This window comes from Cupriavidus sp. 05L310 (assembly GCF_056398185.1).
Window position 1 is genome coordinate 220,593 of record NZ_JBFTOX010000002.1, and the last position, 19,407, is coordinate 239,999.

The window sequence follows — 19,407 nt, forward strand, 5'->3', positions numbered from 1 at the left end:
TCAGGAGCCAAACGCATGAACATGAATCCGCCCCTCGCCCCGGCAACCCACGCCAGCCCGCAGCAGGCCCTCGTCGCCGGCGCGGCCTTTCCGCTCGCGATCTATGGCTACGCGCTGATCGAAACGCTGCGTACCTGCCGCCTGCAGACCTCGGTCGACGCGGCCACGGGCTACGGCCGCGCGCCGATGAATGCCCTGTCGGCCAGCGAGCGCCAGTGGACGCACGAGGACCGCGACATCGTCACCCCGGCCAACGACCTGCTGTACTTCTGCGGGTGGATCAACCTGGCCGAGGGCCCGGTGACGCTGCGCATTCCGCCGCTGCCCGACGCGGGGCGCTACTACGTGATCGAGCTGCTCGACGTCCACACCAACAACTTCGAGAACCTGGGCCCGCGTAACGTCGCTGCCGAAGGCGGCGAGATCGAGCTGACCGGCCCGGGCGAGCAGGCCAGCGGCAAGCACGCGGTGCAATGCCCCAGCTCGCTGGTCTGGCTGCTCGGCCGCGTGCTGGTGCAGGGGCCGCAGGACCTGCCGGCGGCGCGTGCTTTCGAGCAGGGCTTCGCGCTCACCCGCACGCCGGGCGCCGCGCGCCCGCGCTGCGTGGCGCAATGGCGCGACAGCGGCCGGCCCGCGCTGGACTTCTTCCACAACCTTTTCAATGCGCTGCGCGAGTTTCCGCCGGCGGCGGAGGAGCTCGGCCTGCTGACCCTGCTGCGCAAAGCGGGCATCCGGCTGGAAGACGAGACCGACCTGGCGGCATTGCGCCCGGCCGTGGTGGCCGGGCTGGAGAGCGCCTACGCGCAGGCCATGGCGGTGATCGAGGCGCATACGCGCAGCCAGGGCCGCAAGAGCTGGGGCTACAGCCTGAAGCTCGGCATGTACGGCGACGACTGGCTGCAGCGCGCCTGCACCGCGATGAAGGGGCTCGGCGCCCTGCGTGCCGACGAGGCGATCTACGCCATGGCCGATTTCGACGCCGATGGCCAGCCGCTCGATGGCCGTCACCGCTACGAACTGCGCTTCGCACCCGGCATGCTGCCGCCCGCGCAGGCATTCTGGTCGGTATCGCTGTATGGCGAGGACCGCTATTTCAGCGCCAACGAGATCGGGCGCTACGCGGTGGGGGATCGCACGCCGGGCCTGCGCATGGAGGCGGACGGCAGCCTGGTGCTTCCCATCTCGCATGCGCGCCCGCTGCAGGAGGACAACTGGCTGCCCGCGCCCGCGGGGCCGTTCTACCTGATCCTGCGGCTCTACCATCCGGCCCGGTCGTTCCTGGACGGCCAGTACACCATCCCGGCCGTGCGCCGCATCGACTGATAGGAGCCTGCAATGGAAACCACCATGACCCGTACCGGAACCGCCACTCCCGCCCATGATGCGGTGCGCTACACGCTGCCACTCTACGAGATGGCGCGCATGCGTGCCGCCACCTGTCCGCGCCGCAACAGCGCGGGTGCATTCGCCGCGCCGCAGCCCGATGCCCCGGTGCGCTGGATCAATCATTTCATCCACACCCGCCAGTTGCTCGGCCCGCAGCATCGCCAGGTGGTCACGCCCAACAACGACACGCTTTACAGCAACGCCTGGCTCGACCTGTCGCAAGGGCCGCTGCTGCTGGACGTGCCCGACAGCGCAGGGCGCTACTACGTGCTCGGACTGCTCGACTTCTATACCAACCCCTTCGGCTACATCGGCACCCGCACCACCGGCAACGGGCGCGGGCGCTTCCTGCTGCATGGTCCGCGCTGGCACGGCGATGTGCCGGCGGGTGCCACCGCCATCGCCTGCCCGACCGACGCGGTCTGGCTGCTCGGCCGCGTGCTGGTGGACGGCGAGGCCGACCTGCCGGCCGTGCACGCGCTGCAGGACCAGTTTCGCCTGAGCACGCTCGACGGCGCGCCCGCCGCGCGGCCCTTCGATGTCGGCATGCAGCCGGGCGAGCACCTGGGCGATCCGCGTCGCTACGCTGAAGTGGTCAACCAGGCGTTGCGCGAGAATCCGCCGCCGGCGGCCGAAGCCGCGCTGGTGGCAGGCTTCGCGCAGTCCGGCATCGGCGCGGATTGCGGCGGGTCCGCGCCTGGCGACGCCGTGCTGGCGCGTTTGGGCACCGCGATCAAGGAGGTGCTCGCCGAACTGGCGGCGCCGCTGCCCTCCGAGCTTGGCGGTGGCTGGACCCTGCCGGTGGAAATCCGCGAATCGTTCGGCGCGCGCTTTGCCGAGCGCGCGCTGGTAGCGCGCAACTATATTGGCGCGCTTGGCGTGGAAGAGGCGATGTACGTCATGGCCGATCGCGACAGCGAGGGCGCACCGCTGGATGGCCGCGCCGGCTACGAACTGGCCTTTGCCGCGGATGCGCTGCCACAGGTAGGCGCGTTCTGGTCGCTCACCATGTACGACAAGACCGACTGCATGCTGGTGGACAACGCGCTCGGACGCTACTCGCTGGGCGACCGCTCGCCGAGCCTGCGCTACGACGCCGACGGCAGCCTGCGGCTGCGCCTGTCGGCGTCGCCGCCGGCCGATCCCGCAGCCGAGGGCAACTGGCTGCCGGCGCCCGCGGGCCCGTTCTACGTGACGCTGCGGCTGTACGTGCCGCAGCCCGCGCATCTCGACAAGACCTTCGTCTATCCGCCAATTCGTCCGCTGGCTGGCGCGGGTTCGGCCGGGGAGCCATCATGAAGCCGGATCCGCAAAGGCGGCGCGTGCTCAAGGCGGCGTGCAACGCCTTGGTGTTCGCGGCGGGCGGCACCATGCTGACGCCGCTGCATGCCGAGGACTATCCGTCGCGCCCGGTGCGCCTGATTTCGCCCTACGGCCCCGGTGGTTCCAACGACATCTCGGCGCGTTTGCTCGGCGAAGGGCTCAGCCGGAAGTACAAGCAACAGTTCGTGGTGGAGAACAAGCCCGGCGCCGGCACGCGCGTGGCCAACGAGCAGCTCGCCCGCGCCACGCCGGACGGCTACACGCTGCTGTGGGTGGCGGCGCCGTTTGCCATCAATGCCGCCGCGGGACTCTCGCAGCACTACGACATCCACAAGGATTTCGTCGCCGTGGGGCCGCGCGTGCTGGGGCCGGTCTTCCTGATCGTCAACGCCGATTCGCCGGTGCGCACGGTGGCCGACTTTGTGCGCATGGCGCGCGAGAAGAAGGACGGCGTGACTTTCGCCTCGCCGGGCGTCGGCTCGGGCCCGCACCTGACCGCCGAACTCTTTGCGGCCCAGGCGAAATTCAAGAGCCTCAACGTACATTACCGGGGCGACTCCACCGCCTACACCGAGCTGCTGGCCGGCCGGGTCGATGCCACGCTGACCGCCATCACCACCGCGCTGCCGTTTATCAAGGCCGGCAAGCTGCGCGTGATCGCGGTGTCCGCGGAGCAGCGCACGCCGGTCTATCCGGACGCGCCCACGTTTGGCGAGCAGGGATTTCCCGGCGTGGTCGGATACGGCTGGTTCGGCCTGATGGCGCCCGCCGGCACGCCGGCGGCCGTGGTGCAGCAACTCAACCGCGATGCCAACGCGGTGCTGGCCGATGCGCAGATGCGCAGCAAGCTGCTCGGGTTGGGGTTGCAGCCGGAGGCGGGCGACAGTGCTTCGTTCGCGCGGTTTATCGATGCCGAGGTGGCGAAGTGGGGGCCGCTGATCAGGTCGGCGGGGATCAAGCTCGAATAAGGCGTGGCGTGGACGCGCTGTCGCCTCAGCCGAACTGCGGGCTCAGCTCGTCCTTCATCCAGCCCACGAAAACGCGCGTGCGCGCCGGCAGCAGCCGCGCGTTCGGATAGATCAGCGACAGCGGCCAGGGCGGCTGCTCGAATGCTTCCAGTACGATGCGCAGCTTTCCCTCGGCCACCAGCGGCGCCACCTGGTAAGACAGGAAATTCCCGAAGCCCGCGCCGGCGGCGCAGGCCGCCACCGCGGGCGCCGTCTGGTTGAATTCGAGATTGCCGCTGACGGCGACGTAGAAGGGGCGGCCTTCCTGCTGGAAAGTCCACCAGTGCGCCGCATTGCCGATGAAGCGCACGCAACTGGCATGGCTCAGTGCGTCGGGGTGGGCGGGCACGCCATGCTCGCGCAGGAAGTCCGGGGTGGCTACCACCACGCGGCGGATGCGGCCGACCTGCCGGGCCACCAGCGTCGAGTCCGCGAGCGGGCCGATGCGCACGCCCACGTCGATCTGTTCCTCCAGCAGGTTGACCACGCGATCGCTGAACTCCATCCGGCAGTGCACCGCGGGGTAGCGCTGCACAAAGCGGGTTACCGCCGGCGCCACGTGCATCTGGCCGAACAGCACCGGCGCGGTCAGTACCAGTTGTCCGCTCGGCTCGACATGGCGCGCGCTCAGCACGGCCTCGGCTTCGTCGATGGTGGCGAGGATGCGGCGGCAGCTATCCAGGTAGGTGCGCCCTTCGTCGGTGAGCGACTGGCGGCGCGTGGTGCGGTTGAGCAGCCGGACCTGCAGTTCCGCCTCCAGCGCGGCGAGCGTGCGCACCACCGCCGGCAGGGAAGTGTGCAGGGCGCTGGCGGCAGCGGTGAGGCTGCCTTCGTCGACCACCTTGACGAAAGTCTGCATGGCGCGGAGTTTGTCCATGCGTGTCACATTACTACGGTTTATGGAGTAGTCAACTGCATTCTGCCCCATTTATTGCATCCTGGAAGGCGCCCAGAATGACCTTGATCCCCCCAACCACCAGGAACCGAGATGTCCGCCACCCCCCCAGATAGCACCACGATCGCTCCCCCGGCCGAGCCGCTGGTGCTCTATCACATGTCTCTGTCCGGTCACGCACACCGGGTGCGCTTGCTGCTGTCGCTGCTGGGACTGCCGTACCGCCTCGTGGAGGTTGACCTGCGCGGCGGCGAGCATCGCCGCGAGCCCTTCCTCAAGCTCAACCCCTTTGGCCAGGTTCCGGTGCTCGACGACAACGGTACCGTGCTGGCCGACTCCAATGCCATCCTGGTCTACCTGGCCATGCGCTACGACGACGGCCGCTGGCTGCCGCGCGATCCGGTGGGCGCGGCTGCGGTGCAGCGCTGGCTGTCGGTGGCGGCGGGCGAGATCGCCTTCGGGCCTGCCCGGGCACGGCTGGCAACCTTGTTCGGTGCCCCGGTGGCGGCCGATGACGCCATTGCACGCGCGCAGCGGCTGTTCGCGGTGATGGAGCCGATCCTGGCCGCGGCGCCGTTCCTCGCCGGCGCGTCGCCCACGCTGGCCGATGTGGCCGCCTACAGTTATATCGCGCGTGCCGAGGAGGGCAATGTCTCGCTGGCGCCGTATCCCGCGCTGAGCGCCTGGCTGCACAGGATGGAGGCGCTGCCGGGGTTCGTGCCGATGCCTGTTTCGGCGGTGGGCCTCGCGGCTGTCGCTTAGGCGCCGCCCCGCCCCGCCCCGCCCCGCCCCGCACCGCAAAGGAGGATGAAATGGACCTGCAAGGATGGCCGCATGCCGAATCGCCTTTTCATGCCGGGGAGCAGGCCGTGCAGCAGCGCGCCGGCAGCCGCGAGAAGATGGAGGTGGCCGGACGGCGAGTGGTCCGGCCCGCCATGCCCGAGCAGCATCGCCTGTTCTTCGCCCAGTTGCCGTTCGTGGTGGTGGGGGCCGTGGACGCCGCGGGCATGCCCTGGGCCACCGTGCTGAGCGGTGCGCCGGGCTTTATGCAGGCGCCGGATCCCGGCCACCTGCGCATTGCCGCGCGGCCGCTGGCGGACGATCCGCTGGCGCATGCCCTGGGCGCCGGCGCCGACATCGGCCTGCTCGGCATCGAGCTGCATACGCGCCGCCGCAACCGCATGAACGGCCGCATTGCGGCGGAGGACGAGACCGGCCTGACGGTGGCGGTGGAGCAGAGCTTCGGCAATTGCCCGCGCTACATCCAGCTGCGGCACTGGCGCGAGGCCGGCGCGGACGAGAGCGGGACCGCTGCCGTGTGGCACGGCGACGCCCTGGATACCAAGGCTGTGGAGGCGCTGCGCGCTGCCGACACGATCTTTATCGCCACCCATCATCACGATGCCGCGTCTGGCCACAGCGGCGGGGCGGACGTGTCGCACCGGGGCGGCAAGCCGGGCTTTGTCCGGGTCGACGGCGCCCGGACCGTGACCTTTCCGGATTTCAACGGCAACAACTACTTCAATACCGTTGGCAACCTTGTGGCCAACCCGCGCGCCGGGCTGCTGGTACCGGATTTCGAGCGCGGCGGCCTGCTGCACCTGAGCGGGCACAGCGAAATCGTCTGGGAAGGCCCGGAGGTCGAGCGCTTTGACGGTGCCGAGCGGCTGGTGCGCCTGCATGTGGAGCGCGTGGTGAGGCGCTCGGGGGTGCTGCCACTGCGCTGGCAGTTCGAGGCTATGTCGCCGTGGGTGGCGCAAACCGGCAGCTGGGAGGCTGCGGCGGAGCACTGAGGCGGCGCACGGGGCCCTGGCGGGCTTGCCAGCGGCTCCTTTTGTTGTATCCGGCATACATTTGGCCCCTTGCCAGGCTGTGCGCCGGGGCGCACTCCGCCTTGCTGCCGCGCGGCAGCGAGGCGGGTGCTGGCGCAAGTGTTGGAATCGCGGCACTTTCCCGGTGCATGCGCTGCTGTTCAAGCTCGGGCAATTGCCCTATCGTGACGTCCTTCCCCGCCACATCTGCGCGGCGATTTCACCGTCTTGTCCCGTTTTGCCGCGGTTTGTCCATGTCCCGCTATCTTTCACGCGTTGCCTGCCGCCTGCGCTCGCTGGTGCGCGGTTATCCGGTGCTCCCGGTGCTGCTGGCCCTGGCCGCGGCGCTCGCCGTGGCGCCGCAGTCCGCTCCGGCCGCCGGGCATGTCGCCGAACATGCCGTCGAATCCGCCGCCATACCCGGCGTTGCCGACGCGCCCGCGCCGGGCCATCGCCCGCGCGTGTGCCTGGTGCTGTCCGGGGGCGGCGCGCGCGGCTATGCGCATATCGGCGTGATCAAGGCGCTCGAGAAGATGCAGGTGCCGATCGACTGCATCGCCGCCACCAGCATGGGCGCGGTGGTGGGCGGCTTGTACGCCAGCGGCTTGTCGGCCGACGAGCTGGAGGCGCGGTTGTCGCATATCAACCTGAGCGATATCGCTTTCGACCGCAACGAGCGTGCCGAACTGCCGCAATCGCAGCGCGAGGACGACCTGCAATACCCGATCGGGATCTCGGCCGGCTACGGCGACGGCAAGATCAAGCTGCCCACCGGCCTGGTGCAGGGCAACCGCCTGCTGGCGCTGCTGCAGAACTGGACGGTGCAGGTGCCGGCCGAAGCCAGCTTCGACAAGCTGCCGACGCCGTTTCGCACCATTGCCACCGACCTGGGCACGGGGGCCCCGGTGGTGCTCGACCATGGCTCGCTGCCGCGCGCCATCCGCGCCAGCGTGGCCGTGCCGGGATTGTTCGCGCCGATCAAGGTGAACGGGCGCACGCTGGTCGACGGCGGGCTGGTCAGCAACCTGCCGGTGCAACTGGCGCGCGATATGGGCGCGGATGTGGTCATCGCGGTCAATATCGCTTCGCCGCTGGACGACCCCGACAGCCTGGACTCGCCGGCGGCGGTGACGCAACAGATGGTCACCATCCTGATGAACCAGAACGTGGGTGCGCAGAAGGGGCAGCTCAGGCGGGGCGACGTGCTGATCGAGCCCCAGCTGGGCGACCTTTCCTTCACCGACTTCTCGCGCGCCAACGATGGCATCCAGGGCGGCTGGAACGCGGTGCTGGCGGCCGAGCCCCGGCTGGCGTCGCTGGCGATGCCGGCCGACGCCTGGCAGGCCCACCTGGCGGCCCGCAAGGGAGCCGGGACGATGGCGGGTCCGGTGCGTATCGATGCCATCCAGATCCAGTCGCAAGGCCGCATCCCGCCAAGTTTCATTCGCAAATACCTGGGCGTGAACGAGGGCGACAACTACGACGGGGTCACGCTTAACCGCGAGATGGCGCAGCTCTCCACATCGGGCGATTTCGAAAGCGTGACGCAGGAGCTCGTCACCGAGGATGGCCGCAATGTGCTGAAGGTCGACGCGCAGCAGAAATCCTGGGGTCCGCAGTTCCTGCTGTTCGGCTTTGGCGTGTCCACCACCTTCAATGGCCAGGGCGTGTTCAACCTGCAACTGGGGCATCGCTATCCGTGGCTCACGCAAGGCGGGCTGGAGTGGCGCAATGACATCGTGCTGGGCAGCAAGCAGGCCAGGTGGCACACCGAGTTGCGCCAGCCGGTATTCGACCGGCTCGGCTTCTATCTCGCTCCCTACGCGGAATACGGGCGCAAGCACATCGATCTCTATGGCGACAGCGCGCCCAACCGCAATACCCAGCCGATCACCGCCTACCAGATCGAGACCGCCGTCGCGGGCCTGGACCTGGGCGTGCCGCTGGGCCGGCTGGGCGAGTTCCGGGCGGGCGTGAACTACCAACAGGTCTACTACTCGCCCGTCTATAACCTGCCCATCGGCAACAGCCGGCTGTTCCCCTACGCCCGTGTGCGCCAGCCCACCGTGCGTGCCCAGCTCACCATCGACCAGCTCGACGATCCGCTCTTCCCGCGCACAGGCTACTACCTGCTGGCGACCAACGAGCTGGCTTTCGGCGGCGCCGACAACCGTTTCAACGATGCCCATGCGAAGGCACTGTGGGCCACCAGCTATGGCCGCCACACCCTGAACCTGGCAGCCGAGGCCGCGGTTACCTATGGCGACCATCGCAGCGACAGCAGCTTCAGCGGCGGCCTGGGCTTTACGCTGGGCGGTTTCCAGCATCTTTCCGCCTATGCGCAAGACCAGTTTTCCGGCAACTACCTGCTGTACGGCCGCGTGACCTACCTGAACGACTTGCGGGAGTTCATCCTGCCGGGCCTGCGCACCACCGTGGTGGGCGCCAGCCTGGAGGCGGGCGATGTCTGGCTGCGGCGCCGGAATTTCGGCAACGGGCCGTTCAAGACCAGTGCCAGCCTGTTTATCGGCGGCAATAGCGTGATCGGCCCGCTGTACTTCGGCTTTGCCGCGGCGCCGCAGGGCGTGTGGAACCTCTACCTGCAGCTGGGCCGCGTGTTCTAGCCCGCGGGCGCGGGCAGCGCTTCGGCGGCGGCTACGGTGCTATCGCTTGGCCGGAAAGTCACCGCCGAAATGCGGCCATTGCGCATGCGCAGGGTTTGCGTGCCCTGGCTGTGGCGCGCTTCGCCGTCCATGACCGAGGAGGCCTCCAGGTCGATTTCCGCGGTACTGCCCTCGATGCGCGGCGGCGCGGTGACGGCGATGCGCACCGTCTTGCCGGCCAGCGCCTGCAGCCTGGCGAACATGCCGATCACCGCGTCGCGGTCGTCGTAGCTGCCTGCCAGCGGATGCTCGCCGTGGTGACGCCAGCGCACGCCGGGCTCCAGCAGCGGGAAGATGGCCTCGAAGTGGCCGCTGGTAAGGGCCTGCAGGTATTCGTTGACCACCGCGGCGACGGCTTCCTCGCTCATCGGCACTTCGACCCTGGCGCGCGCGGGGCGGCGCGCCTGCGCCGGATCGAACCCGAGGAACTCCAGCACGCTGCTGACCACCTGCTCGCGGTCGTTGTCCACGCAGATCATGTGATAGCTGTTTTCCACCACCACCTTGCGCACGTCGGGGACCGCCGAGTCCAGGAAGTCGGCGGAGCGCAGGCTGGTCAGCTCGTCCTCGCGGGCATTCACCACCAGCGTGGGGCAGGCGATGCGGTGGGCGCCGCGCAGCACCCAGCCGCGCAGCCGGTCGACCTGGCGGATGCAGGCCAGCGGCACCCAGCGGTAGTGGAAGTTGTCGCCGCGCTCGAACTTGGCCTTGACGATGGCGCGCACCAGATCGTTCTTGATGCCGAACGGTTCATCTTCCTCCACCCGCATGCGCGCGGGCAGCGTGGGGATGTGGTAGACCACGTGCCGCAGCGCGCGGTACCAGGGGGTAGACCAGCCGTCGATATATACCGGCGCGGCCAGTGCCACCAGCCGGCCCTTGCGGTGCTGGCGGCGCTCGGCCAGTGCCAGGGCCAGCAGGCCGCCCAGGCACATGCCCATGACATGGAATGTCTCGTATTGCGCGGCCAGTTCGTCGTAGGCCTGCGTGACCGTGTCGAGCCATTGCTCGGCGCGCACCGGCACCAGGTCCTCGGGTCGGCCGGCGTGGCCGGGCAGCGTCACCGCGTGGGTTTCCACCCCGGCGCGCCGCAGGGCCTTGTGCATCGGGCCGAGGTCGAACTGCGTGCCGCCCAGGCCGTGGATGAGCAGGGCACCGGTGCCGCCGCTCTTGGGAGCCGTCATGCTGCGTCGCGCTCCTCGAAGATGGCCGCGCCCTGCAGGCGCCATGCGCCGGCGATGACGGCCACGGACTCGTCGCCGTCCAGCAGCGGGCCGCTCATATCGAGCACCATGGTGCAGTCGCCGGCCGGCAGCATCAGGCGAAACTGCAGGTCGGTGCGGTTCTCGCCGTCGCTCTCGCGCAGCCAGCGGCTGCGTACCTGGGCACGGTCGTCGGGGTGCACGTGGGCCAGCACGTCGTCGAGGCTGGCGAAGGTATCCTCGCGTACCCCCAGCGTGCGTTCCACGTCGCCGCTCCAGCGCAGCGTGCCGCTGCGCGGGTCCAGGCAGTAGACCAACTGGTTGCTGGCTGCCAGGGCCAGCGTGACATCGTTCTGGCGCCGTGCCGATTGCGCGTGCAGCTGCTCCCGGCTGGTGCGCAGCGTGCTGATCAGGAGCGTCAGCAACGCCGCCACGGCCAGGTAGAGCTGGGCTTCGAGCAGGGAGCGGCCGTGGTGAGCCGCGCTTTCCGCGAACGGGCCATCGCCCTGGCCGGTATTGACCAGCACGAAGAGCGCCAGGATCGCCACCGCCACCGAACCGCCCCGGCCTCCCCACAGCAGCGTCACCACCGCGGCGAAGAACAACGGGATATAGGTCAGCGCAAAGAGCACGCCTCTCGGTACCGGCGCCAGGATCTCCCTGTCGAAGATAAAGAAGGTGGTCAGCACCAGCGCGGCAAAGGCGCCCAGGCCGAACAGGAAATCGCCGCCGCTCATGCCGCCTGAGCGCATGGCGCGAAAACGCGACCAGCCGGCCAGTACCGGCGTGACGATCAGCACGCCCACCAGGTCGGCGGCGCCCCACACGCGCGCGGTGCGCCAGAACGGCACGTCCTGCATGATCGTGAACCAGCCCGCGCCGATCGCGGCGCTGACGGCGCTGCTGACCACCCCGGCGATCAGCAGCCCGCGCACGAAGGCCAGCCCTTCCAGCGAGAAGTGCGTGCGCCTGACCAGCGCCACCGCCAGCGCGGCACTGCCGATTTCGTCGAGCGAGAACAGGATCAGCCGCAAGGTGTCGCGTCCCTCCACCCAGCCCAGCAGCATCTGCGCGGCAAAGAAGGCCAGCCCCACCGCCAGCCAGCGCGGCATCGGCGTCAGCATGAATGCGGCCACGGTCACGCCGGCCGGCAGCCAGATATAGCCGGTGGCTGAGAACGGGCCATTGAGCTTGTGCGAGATATAGCCGGAGCAGAAGTAAAGCGCCGCCCACAAAAACAGGACGACGGCCCGATTGGTCGCTCGGTTGGTTGGATTCACGTTGGCTTTCCTTGGCTGAGTCCCTGGCTCTGATGCGGCGCCAGGCCATCGGCTGGTATGCCGGCTGCACGTTGGCTGACCTGCCGGTGCGGCTGGGCAGGGGCATCATAAGCGCGGGCAAGGGTCTCTGGCATGGCCTGATGTAATAAAATCGTCACAATATCGGGTGTCCGGTCACGAGCCAGGCCGGCGCCGGCGGCGGTCGATGCCGTGCAAGGCAAGGCCGCAATATATACGAGGAGAAATGACGAAATGACAAAGTACACACTAAATATGGGATTCCTGCCCGGCCTGCTGGCCTGCGCCGCATTGCCACTGGCTCTGGGCGCGGCTCCCGCCGCCGCCGCCTGGCCGGAAAAGCCGATCCGCCTGGTGGTGGGCTTTCCGCCGGGCGGCCCGGTCGACACCCACGCGCGCATCCTGGCCGAAAAGCTCCAGCCTATCCTGGGCCAGTCGGTGGTGCTGGACTATAAAGCCGGCGCGGCCGGCAATATCGGCTCGGACGCTGTCGCCAAGGCGGCACCGGATGGCTACACGCTATTGCTGGCAAATACCGGCCAGATGGCCATCAACGGCTCGCTTTATCCCAAGCTGCCGTACGCCATGCCCCGGGATTTCGCACCCGTGGCCCGCACCGCGCTGATTCCGCTGGTGATGGTGGTCAATAACAATGTGCCGGCGCGCAACCTCAAGGAGTTCATCGCCTACGCGCGCGCCAATCCGGGCAAGCTCAATTTTGCCTCAGGTGGCAACGGCGGCATCTCGCATTTGATGCCGGAGATGTTCAAGCAGGCCTCCGGCACGTTCATTGTCCACATTCCCTACAAGGGCAGCGCCCCGGCCCTGACCGACGTGATGGGCGGCCAGGCGCAGATGATGGCCGATTCGATCCCGCTTTTCACGCAGTACATCAAGGCCGGCAAGGTGCGGGCGCTGGCGGTGACCTCGAAGCACCGTTCTCCCGCGTTGCCCGATGTGCCGACCATGGAAGAGGCCGGGCTGAAGAACTTCGAGGTGGTGGGTTTCTACGGCATGCTGGCGCCGGCCGGCACGCCCAAGGACGTGGTGGCCAGGCTGTCGGGCGCGCTGCAGACGGTACTGGGCGAGGCCGACACCCGCGCCAAGCTGGAGCAGCAAGGCGCCGAGGCAGCCTGGCAGGGCCCGGACGCATTCGGGCAGACCATTGCCGCGGAGCAGAAGCGCTGGGGACAGGTGATCAAGACTTCGGGCGCGAAGATCGACTAAGCGCAGGTGGCCGCTCCAAGACACTACGCCGGTCGGGGTGAATGCGGTTGCGCGAATTCCGGTTTAACATCCGGAGCTCTTTCAAGGAGCGGAAATGCATTTGTCCAACTGGCTTGTCTTTTGCGGCGTCTCGCTGTTCATGGCGTTTACGCCTGGCCCGGCGGTGCTGCTGGCGGTGTCCAATTCCGTGTCGGTGGGACCATCGCGAGCCATGCTCGGCTCCTTTGGCAATGCCGCCGGGGTGTTCATGGTGTCGGCGGTCGCCATGGCCGGCCTCGGCGTGGTGCTGACCAGTTCCGCCGCGGCATTTATCGCCTTGAAAGTGCTCGGCGCGGCTTACCTCATCTATCTCGGCGTGAAGCAGTGGCGCAGCGGCGCGAATGCGTTCGCCGTGGTCGACCGGCCCGGCCAGGCCACGGGCTTGCGTGCGTCGATGCGGCTCTTCGGCCACGGCGTGCTCGTGGCCGTGACCAATCCGAAGAGCATCCTGTTCTTCTCGGCACTGTTCCCGCAGTTCCTGACGCGCAACGCACCGGTGCTGGAGCAGTTCCTGGTACTGACCGCGACCTTCTCCGTCTGCACCTTGCTGTCGCATACCTTTTATGTGCTGGTGGCGCGCGGCATGAAGCGCGGTTTTTCCGATGTCCGCCGCGTGCGGCTGTTCAACCGTATTTCCGGTGGCGCTTTTGTCGCCCTTGGCCTGGGCATGCTCCGGCTGCGCAGCAAGGCTGCCTGAGAGACGCCCGCTACCACTGCGCAGGCGAGGTGCCCAGCCGCCCCGCCGGACGCTCCCAGTGCATCGGTGCGCCCTGCACCATGACCGGCGGCTTGATGCGTAGCGCCGGTCCCCATGCGGTTTCCTCCACGGTGTTCGCCAGATCGGCAGGCGTTTCGGCTGCCAGCGCCGCTGCTTCGCCCTGCGTGGCGCTACCCGACACCAGCAGATGCGCGGTGCGCGCCAGCGATGCCCGCACTTCGCAGCCGGCGCCTGTGGCGATGCGCTGCGCCAGACCGCGCACTGCCGCTGCCGCCATCAGGTAGCCAGTCGCGTGATCGATCGCCTGCACGGGCAGCGGCCCGGGGCGGTCCAGCCCCGCGGCGCGCATGCCCGCATCGGCAATGCCGGTGCTCATCTGCACCAGGCTGTCGAAGCCGCGCCGGCCTGTCCACGGACCGGTCCACCCATATGCATCGAGCGACACGTCTACCAGTCCGGGATTGATCTCCCTGCGCCGCCGCGCGTCCAGGCCAAGACGCGCCAGAGCCTCGCGCCGGTAGCCGTGCACGAGTACGTCGGCCTGGCTTAGCAGCCGCTCAAGCACATGCCGGTCCGCCGCGTTTTTCAGGTCGAGCCGGGCACAACGCTTGCCGGGAACGACTTCCGGAACCGTGCCGGGCTCTTCCCAGCCGGGCGGATCGATGCGGAGAACATCGGCGCCAAATCCGGCCAGGAAGCGGGTGGCGACGGGGCCGGCCAGGATCCGGGTCAGGTCCAGCACGCGAATGCCGCGCAAGGGGCGGTCCGGCGCAATGGCCCAGTCCGGCCGGTCGCCGGTGGCGTGGGTCGTCCAGTGCAGGAGCGGTTCGCTGTTGACGGCCCTTCCCTGCGGATGTGCCACCCATTCCGCCTGCGTACGCATCGCTGCCGAACACCCGCCGTTGCCGACGATGGCGGTTTCCAGGGCGCTGGCTTCCCATTGCGCGACGGCCCGAGCGACCGCCGCCTTGTCGGCCGGCACGCCGAGCACCGCGAGGGCGGCGTCGCGGTGATGCGGGGCGTTGGTGTGCAGCCGGATCCAGCCGTCGGCCGCCCTGTAGTCGCCGGCCACGGCATCCCATTGCGGCGGCAGTTCCCAGCCTTGCGGCCGCAGCGAAGTGCCGAACCACAGCGATGCCAGCCGCTGGTCCGCCTCGACCCGCGGCATCCGTCCGTGCGCCTGGTGGATCAATCCGGCAACGGCGAGCCCGGCGGCGCCGACGGCCGCCGTGGCCAGGGGGGTGACCGGAAAGACCGACGGCAGGTTGCCCGTACCGGTCATGGCGACGTGCTCGGGCCAGGCGGCGTCACCGTGCATGCCCTGCCAGATCTCGCCCAGGAAGTTGGTGCCTGCTTTCGCCGTGTTCGGGGCCGATGGCGGGGAGTATTCGGGGTTTGGCATGACGGCTCTCGCTTGTCGTTCGGTGGTGGGTCAGCGGCTAAGTGCTTTGCAGGATAGGCTTCTTGTCTTAATAGTCAATATTGATTATCTTAATCAACTAGTTGCTCCTTTCCACTTGGACCGCCATGTCCCGCTACCTGAGTTCCGGCGAAGCCGCCGCCGCGCTTGGCGTGTCCCGCCAGACGCTCTACGCCTATGTCAGCCGCGGCCTGCTGCACGCGCACGACGGGGAAACCCATCGCGAAAGCCGCTATCTCGCGGAGGACGTGGAGCGCCTGGCGGGCCAGCGCACGCGCGGCCGCAAGCCCCGCGAAGTGGCCAAGGCCACGTTGAACTGGGGTTTGCCGGTGCTGGAATCGCGGATCACGCTGATCGAGGACGGGCAGCTTTACTACCGCGGCAACAATGCCGTGGCGCTCGCCGCATCCGACACGGTGGAAGCGGTGGCGGCGCGGCTTTGGCAATGTCCTGTGGAGGCCGCCTTTGGCGCCGTGCCGCCATCGCCGCCGGCGCACCTTGCCGCGATGCAGGCGGCCTTCGCCGGCCAACGCTGCGAGGAGGCGCTGTTGCCCCTGTTCACCATCGCCAGCGAGGACGACCCCACCGCGCAGTGGCAGGCATCGCCGGAGCGGCTTGCCGCGGGCTGCGGCGTCCTGGTGCGGCTGCTGGCCGCCTGCCTGCTGGGCACGGCGCCCGCCAGCACCCCCGTGCACCGGCAGTGCGCCAGTGCCTGGCAGGTGGACGACGAGGGTGCGGCGCTGATCCGCATGGCGCTGGTGCTATGCGCCGACCATGAGCTGAACGCGTCGAGCTTCACGGCCCGCTGCGTGGCGTCCACCGGCGCCAGCCTGCGCGCTTCGGTGGTGGCTGGCCTGGCCGCGCTGACCGGCGGCCGGCACGGCGGTGCAACGGCGCGCGTGGAGGCACTCTGGGATGAGCTGGGCGACCTCCGGCCCGCCGCAAAGCTGCGCGAGCGGCTCGCCCGCGGCGAGGGCCTGCCGGGTTTTGGCCATCACCTCTATCCTGCCGGCGATATCCGGGCCATTGGCCTGCTGTCGCGGATACTCCCGCATCATCCCGAATGGCAGGCACTGATCGACGTCGCTTTTTCCCTGGTGGGGCAGCGGCCATCGATCGATTTCGCGCTGGTGGCGCTGCGCAGGCATCTGGGCCTTCCGCCCGGCGCGGCCTTCGGCCTGTTTGCGCTCGGGCGTTCGGTCGGCTGGATCGCGCACGGATTGGAGCAGCGCTCCGATGACGAGCTGATCCGGCCGCGCGCGGCCTATGTCGGCCCGCGTCCGGCTCCGGCGTGAACGCCGCCTCCTGTCAGGCGGCAAGCTCCGCCGCGCGCTGTTGCAAGCGCCGCACCGCCTCGCGCGCCTGCGCGCCAAGCTCCGCAAGGTCGAGGCCCGGAATCGCGTCGTGCTCTGCCACCACGCGCCCGCCCACCAGCAGCGCGCGCAGCGCCGGCCTCCCGCCGCTGGCCACCGGCGCGATGGCCGGATCGTGCAAGCCGAAGCAGCGCGGGTCGTCGAGGCGGTAGACGGCAAGGTCGGCCGCCTTGCCCGGCTGCAGCGTGCCGACCGCATCCAGGCCAAGCACGGCCGCACCGCCGGCCGTGCCCCAGCGCACCACGTCCTCCACGCGCGCGGCATCGGCGCCGCCCTCATGGCTGCCTCCTTCGGCGCGCGGCAGCGCGCCGTGGCCACGCCGCGCGCGCTGCAGCAGCCAGGCGGCATGTGTTTCCGAAATCATGTCGGCCGCTTCGTTGGAGGCGGCACCGTCCACGCCGATCGACACTGGCACGCCTGCGGCTTCCAGCGCCGGGATATCGGCGATGCCGCTGCCCAGCCGGCCATTGCTCTGCGGGCAGTGCGCAATGCCCGTGCCGGTGGCACCGAGCTGGCGGATTTCGCCGGCGCCCAGCTTGACCAGATGGGCGAACCACACATCGGGCCCCAGCCATTCGTGCTCGCCGCAGAAGGCCACCGGCGTGGTCTGGTATTTTTCCCACGCGGCGTTCTGGTACTCCACTGTCTCCGACAAATGGCTGTGCAGGCGGATGCCCAGCTGGCGCGCGGTGCGCGCGCTGGTGCGCAATTCGTTGGGCGACATCGAGTAGAGCGGCGTGGTGGGTGCCATCACCACGCGGCGCATCGCGTCCGGCGCGGCCTGGTGGTAGCGCGCGGTGAGCCGCTCGCAATCGCCCAGGAACTGGTCGAGCGTTTCGGGGCGGAGCGCCTGCGGCAGGTCGATTTCGAGCTGCCTCGTGCGGGTTGCGCCGCCGCGGCACAGGACAAAGCGCAGTCCCAGCGCCTCGGCCTCCTCGAACAGGATGGCCGAGCTGTCGTAGGGCATGCCCGGATAGTAGAGATAGTTGTGATCGGCGACGGTGCCGCAGCCGCTGCGCACCAGTTCCACCAGGCCGATGCGGGCCGCAAGCCGGAAGGACGCTTCGTCGAAGGCGCCGCGGAAGCGGTAGGGCGTGGCGCCCAGCCAGGGCGTGAGCGTCAGGTCCAGCCCCGGCGGATCCCCCTTGAGCAGCGACTGGAACAGATGATGATGGGTGTTGACCCAAGCCGGGTAGATCACGCAATCCGTGGCGTCGATGACCTGCTCGCCGGGGCGCGGGTCGAGCCGGCCGATGGCTTCGATGGTGCAGCCGGCCACGCGCAGGTCCGGCCCGGCATGGCGCTCGCCCGCGCCGGCAAGGCCGGTGAGGATGGCGGTGGCGTTGCGGATCAGGATGGTGGGGTTCGGCTTCATGCGAGCTCGCTTTCGTGCCAGTGGGACAGCGCCATGCGCGATATCACCACCATTGCGCCAAACAGCGCGACGCCCGTCACCGTGATCAGGAACAGGGCGGCGAACAGGCGCGGGATATTGAGGGCGAAACCCGCTTGCAGGATCTGGTAAGCCAGGCCCGCGCCGGTGCCCCCGGTGCCCGCCACGAATTCCGCCACCACCGCGCCGATCAATGCCAGCCCGCACGAAATGCGCAGCCCGCCGAAGAAGTACGGCAGCGCGCTCGGGATGCGCAGCCGGCGCAGGGTGTCCCAGCGGCTCGCGCGGTTGATGCGGAACAGGTTGAGCAGCCCGGGGTTGACACTGCGCAGGCCCAGCACCGTGTTGGAGATGATGGGGAACACCGCCACCATGGTGGCGCAGATCACCAGCGCCAGCGTCGGCTCCTTGACCCAGATGATGATCAGTGGCGCGATCGCCACCACCGGTGTTACCTGCAGCAGGATGGCATAGGGAAACAGGCTGGCCTCGATCAGCCGGCTTTGCACGAACACAAAGGCCGCGGCGGTACCGGCCACCACCGCCAGCGCGAACGCCAGCATCGTGATGCGCAGCGTCACCCACAGCGAGCCGGACAGCAGGCTCCAGTCTTCCACCAGCGCATGGCCGATGGCGGCGGGCGTGGGCACCAGGTAGGCGGGGACGGCGAGCGCCGTGCAGATGCCTTGCCACGCCAGCAATAGCAGCGCGCCGACGGCAAGCGGGGCGGCCACGCGCTGTACGGCGGGGCGCGACAGTAGCGGGGGATTCATGGAGGGGCTCCTGGTTATCGCGGGTGTGCGTCCGGATCGATGCCGGTGTTGGCCTGCGTGAGCAGCGCCGACAACTGCGCGCAGTACTGCATGAAGGCGGGCGAGACGCGGAAGGCTTCGTCGCGCGTCTCGGGGCCTTCGATCGTCACATCGGCGATCACCCGGCCCGGACGCGCCGCCATGACCACCACCCGGCTCGACAGGTAGACCGCCTCGTAGATGCTATGCGTGACGAAGACCACGGTGAGGCCGCGTTCTGCCCACAGCGCGCGCAGGTCTGCATCGAGCCTGTTGCGGGTGAACTCGTCGAGCGCGCCGAAGGGTTCGTCCATCAGCAGCAGATCGGGGTTGGTCGCCAGTGCCCGCGCGATCGACACGCGCATCTGCATGCCGCCGGACAATTCGCGCGGATAGACCGTGCCGAAGCGGCCCAGTCCCACCAGCGCCAGTGCGCGCTGGACGCGCTCGCCGGCCTCGGCGCGCGGCATGCGTGCCAGGTCCAGCGGCAGCCGCACGTTGTCGGCCACGCGCGCCCACGGCATCAGGGTGGCTTCCTGAAACACCATCGCCAGCGTGCGCCCGGCGGCATCGGAGGCGGTGGGCAGGGCAGGATTGCCCCACCAGCGCAGATGTCCCGCCGAGGGCGTTTCCAGCCCGGCAAACAGCTTGAGCAAGGTGCTCTTGCCGCAGCCGGACGGGCCCAGCAGCGAGACGAACTCGCCGGGCTTGATCGCCAGCCTGACGCGTTCCAGCGCCACGGTGCCGTTGGGGTAGGTCTTCTCGACCTGGTTGGCGAGCAGCAGGGGCGCGCCGGCATCGCGGGCGATGCCGGACACGATGCCACCGGGGCCCGGGCCTGGGGTCTGCATGGCACTGCGA

16 protein-coding genes are annotated in these 19,407 nt (G+C 69.1%); 9 read left to right on the forward strand and 7 right to left on the reverse strand.

The window, feature by feature from the left end; genetic code table 11:
• Nucleotides 1-21 precede the first annotated feature (21 nt).
• The 3 genes from AC1DS6_RS02275 (at nucleotide 22) to AC1DS6_RS02285 (ending at nucleotide 3,677) form a co-directional block, all read left to right on the forward strand.
• The gene (locus AC1DS6_RS02275) at nucleotides 22-1,323 is read left to right on the forward strand and encodes a DUF1254 domain-containing protein (protein ID WP_477101881.1); all 1,302 of its coding nucleotides are present in this window, start codon (nucleotides 22-24) and stop codon (nucleotides 1,321-1,323) included.
• A 24-nt stretch (nucleotides 1,324-1,347) separates the two neighbouring features.
• On the forward strand, nucleotides 1,348-2,685 hold the full coding sequence (locus AC1DS6_RS02280) for a DUF1254 domain-containing protein (RefSeq protein ID WP_477101860.1): 1,338 nt from the start codon (nucleotides 1,348-1,350) through the stop codon (nucleotides 2,683-2,685).
• A gap of 71 nt (nucleotides 2,686-2,756) precedes the next feature.
• The gene (locus AC1DS6_RS02285; protein WP_441633321.1) at nucleotides 2,757-3,677 is read left to right on the forward strand and encodes a Bug family tripartite tricarboxylate transporter substrate binding protein; all 921 of its coding nucleotides are present in this window, start codon (nucleotides 2,757-2,759) and stop codon (nucleotides 3,675-3,677) included.
• Between the two features lie 25 nt (nucleotides 3,678-3,702).
• Here the strand turns inward: AC1DS6_RS02285 and AC1DS6_RS02290 are convergent, their stop codons facing one another.
• Nucleotides 3,703-4,593 carry a LysR family transcriptional regulator gene (locus tag AC1DS6_RS02290; RefSeq protein ID WP_477101861.1) on the reverse strand — a complete coding sequence of 297 codons (891 nt, stop codon included), beginning with the start codon at nucleotides 4,591-4,593 and terminating at the stop codon, nucleotides 3,703-3,705.
• 111 nt (nucleotides 4,594-4,704) lie between these two features.
• Here AC1DS6_RS02290 and AC1DS6_RS02295 point away from each other — a divergent pair, with 111 nt between their 5' ends.
• From AC1DS6_RS02295 to AC1DS6_RS02305, 3 genes are all read left to right on the forward strand, one after another.
• A complete protein-coding gene (locus tag AC1DS6_RS02295) occupies nucleotides 4,705-5,373 on the forward strand; it encodes a glutathione S-transferase family protein (protein WP_477101862.1) in 669 nt (222 codons plus the stop codon).
• A 50-nt stretch (nucleotides 5,374-5,423) separates the two neighbouring features.
• Nucleotides 5,424-6,404 carry a pyridoxamine 5'-phosphate oxidase family protein gene (locus AC1DS6_RS02300; protein ID WP_477101863.1) on the forward strand — a complete coding sequence of 327 codons (981 nt, stop codon included), beginning with the start codon at nucleotides 5,424-5,426 and terminating at the stop codon, nucleotides 6,402-6,404.
• A 272-nt stretch (nucleotides 6,405-6,676) separates the two neighbouring features.
• Complete coding sequence (locus tag AC1DS6_RS02305; RefSeq protein ID WP_441633290.1) at nucleotides 6,677-9,046, forward strand: patatin-like phospholipase family protein; 2,370 nt, start codon at nucleotides 6,677-6,679, stop codon at nucleotides 9,044-9,046.
• Here the strand turns inward: AC1DS6_RS02305 and AC1DS6_RS02310 are convergent.
• Nucleotides 9,043-10,269: an alpha/beta fold hydrolase gene (locus AC1DS6_RS02310; RefSeq protein WP_477101864.1), complete on the reverse strand. Its 1,227-nt coding sequence runs from the start codon at nucleotides 10,267-10,269 to the stop codon at nucleotides 9,043-9,045. The two genes, AC1DS6_RS02305 and AC1DS6_RS02310, sit on opposite strands and share 4 nt — an antisense overlap.
• Nucleotides 10,266-11,567 (reverse strand): MASE1 domain-containing protein, encoded by a 1,302-nt coding sequence (locus AC1DS6_RS02315; RefSeq protein WP_441633294.1) that lies wholly within the window; start codon nucleotides 11,565-11,567, stop codon nucleotides 10,266-10,268. The genes AC1DS6_RS02310 and AC1DS6_RS02315 overlap by 4 nt, the downstream gene beginning before the upstream one ends.
• A 252-nt stretch (nucleotides 11,568-11,819) precedes the next feature.
• Between AC1DS6_RS02315 and AC1DS6_RS02320 the strand changes: the two genes are divergently transcribed.
• Nucleotides 11,820-12,812: a Bug family tripartite tricarboxylate transporter substrate binding protein gene (locus AC1DS6_RS02320; RefSeq protein WP_477101865.1), complete on the forward strand. Its 993-nt coding sequence runs from the start codon at nucleotides 11,820-11,822 to the stop codon at nucleotides 12,810-12,812.
• Nucleotides 12,813-12,906: 94 nt separating this feature from the next.
• The gene (locus tag AC1DS6_RS02325) at nucleotides 12,907-13,548 is read left to right on the forward strand and encodes a LysE family translocator (protein WP_441633298.1); all 642 of its coding nucleotides are present in this window, start codon (nucleotides 12,907-12,909) and stop codon (nucleotides 13,546-13,548) included.
• Nucleotides 13,549-13,558: 10 nt separating this feature from the next.
• On the opposite strand, the gene AC1DS6_RS02330 is transcribed toward AC1DS6_RS02325, so the two are convergent.
• Nucleotides 13,559-14,971, reverse strand: a complete 1,413-nt coding sequence (locus AC1DS6_RS02330; protein WP_441633300.1) for a CoA transferase — start codon at nucleotides 14,969-14,971, stop codon at nucleotides 13,559-13,561.
• A gap of 125 nt (nucleotides 14,972-15,096) precedes the next feature.
• Between AC1DS6_RS02330 and AC1DS6_RS02335 the strand changes: the two genes are divergently transcribed.
• A complete protein-coding gene (locus AC1DS6_RS02335) occupies nucleotides 15,097-16,284 on the forward strand; it encodes a citrate synthase family protein (protein ID WP_441633302.1) in 1,188 nt (395 codons plus the stop codon).
• A 13-nt stretch (nucleotides 16,285-16,297) separates the two neighbouring features.
• Here the strand turns inward: AC1DS6_RS02335 and AC1DS6_RS02340 are convergent, their stop codons facing one another.
• From AC1DS6_RS02340 to AC1DS6_RS02350, 3 genes are read right to left on the reverse strand one after another with little or no spacing between them, the layout of a single operon-like run.
• A complete protein-coding gene (locus AC1DS6_RS02340) occupies nucleotides 16,298-17,737 on the reverse strand; it encodes an amidohydrolase family protein (RefSeq protein ID WP_441633304.1) in 1,440 nt (479 codons plus the stop codon).
• Nucleotides 17,734-18,528, reverse strand: a complete 795-nt coding sequence (locus AC1DS6_RS02345; protein WP_441633306.1) for an ABC transporter permease — start codon at nucleotides 18,526-18,528, stop codon at nucleotides 17,734-17,736. Before AC1DS6_RS02345 ends, AC1DS6_RS02340 begins: the two co-directional genes overlap by 4 nt.
• A gap of 14 nt (nucleotides 18,529-18,542) precedes the next feature.
• Nucleotides 18,543-19,397 (reverse strand): ABC transporter ATP-binding protein, encoded by an 855-nt coding sequence (locus AC1DS6_RS02350; protein ID WP_441633323.1) that lies wholly within the window; start codon nucleotides 19,395-19,397, stop codon nucleotides 18,543-18,545.
• Between the last annotated feature and the right edge of the window lie 10 nt (nucleotides 19,398-19,407).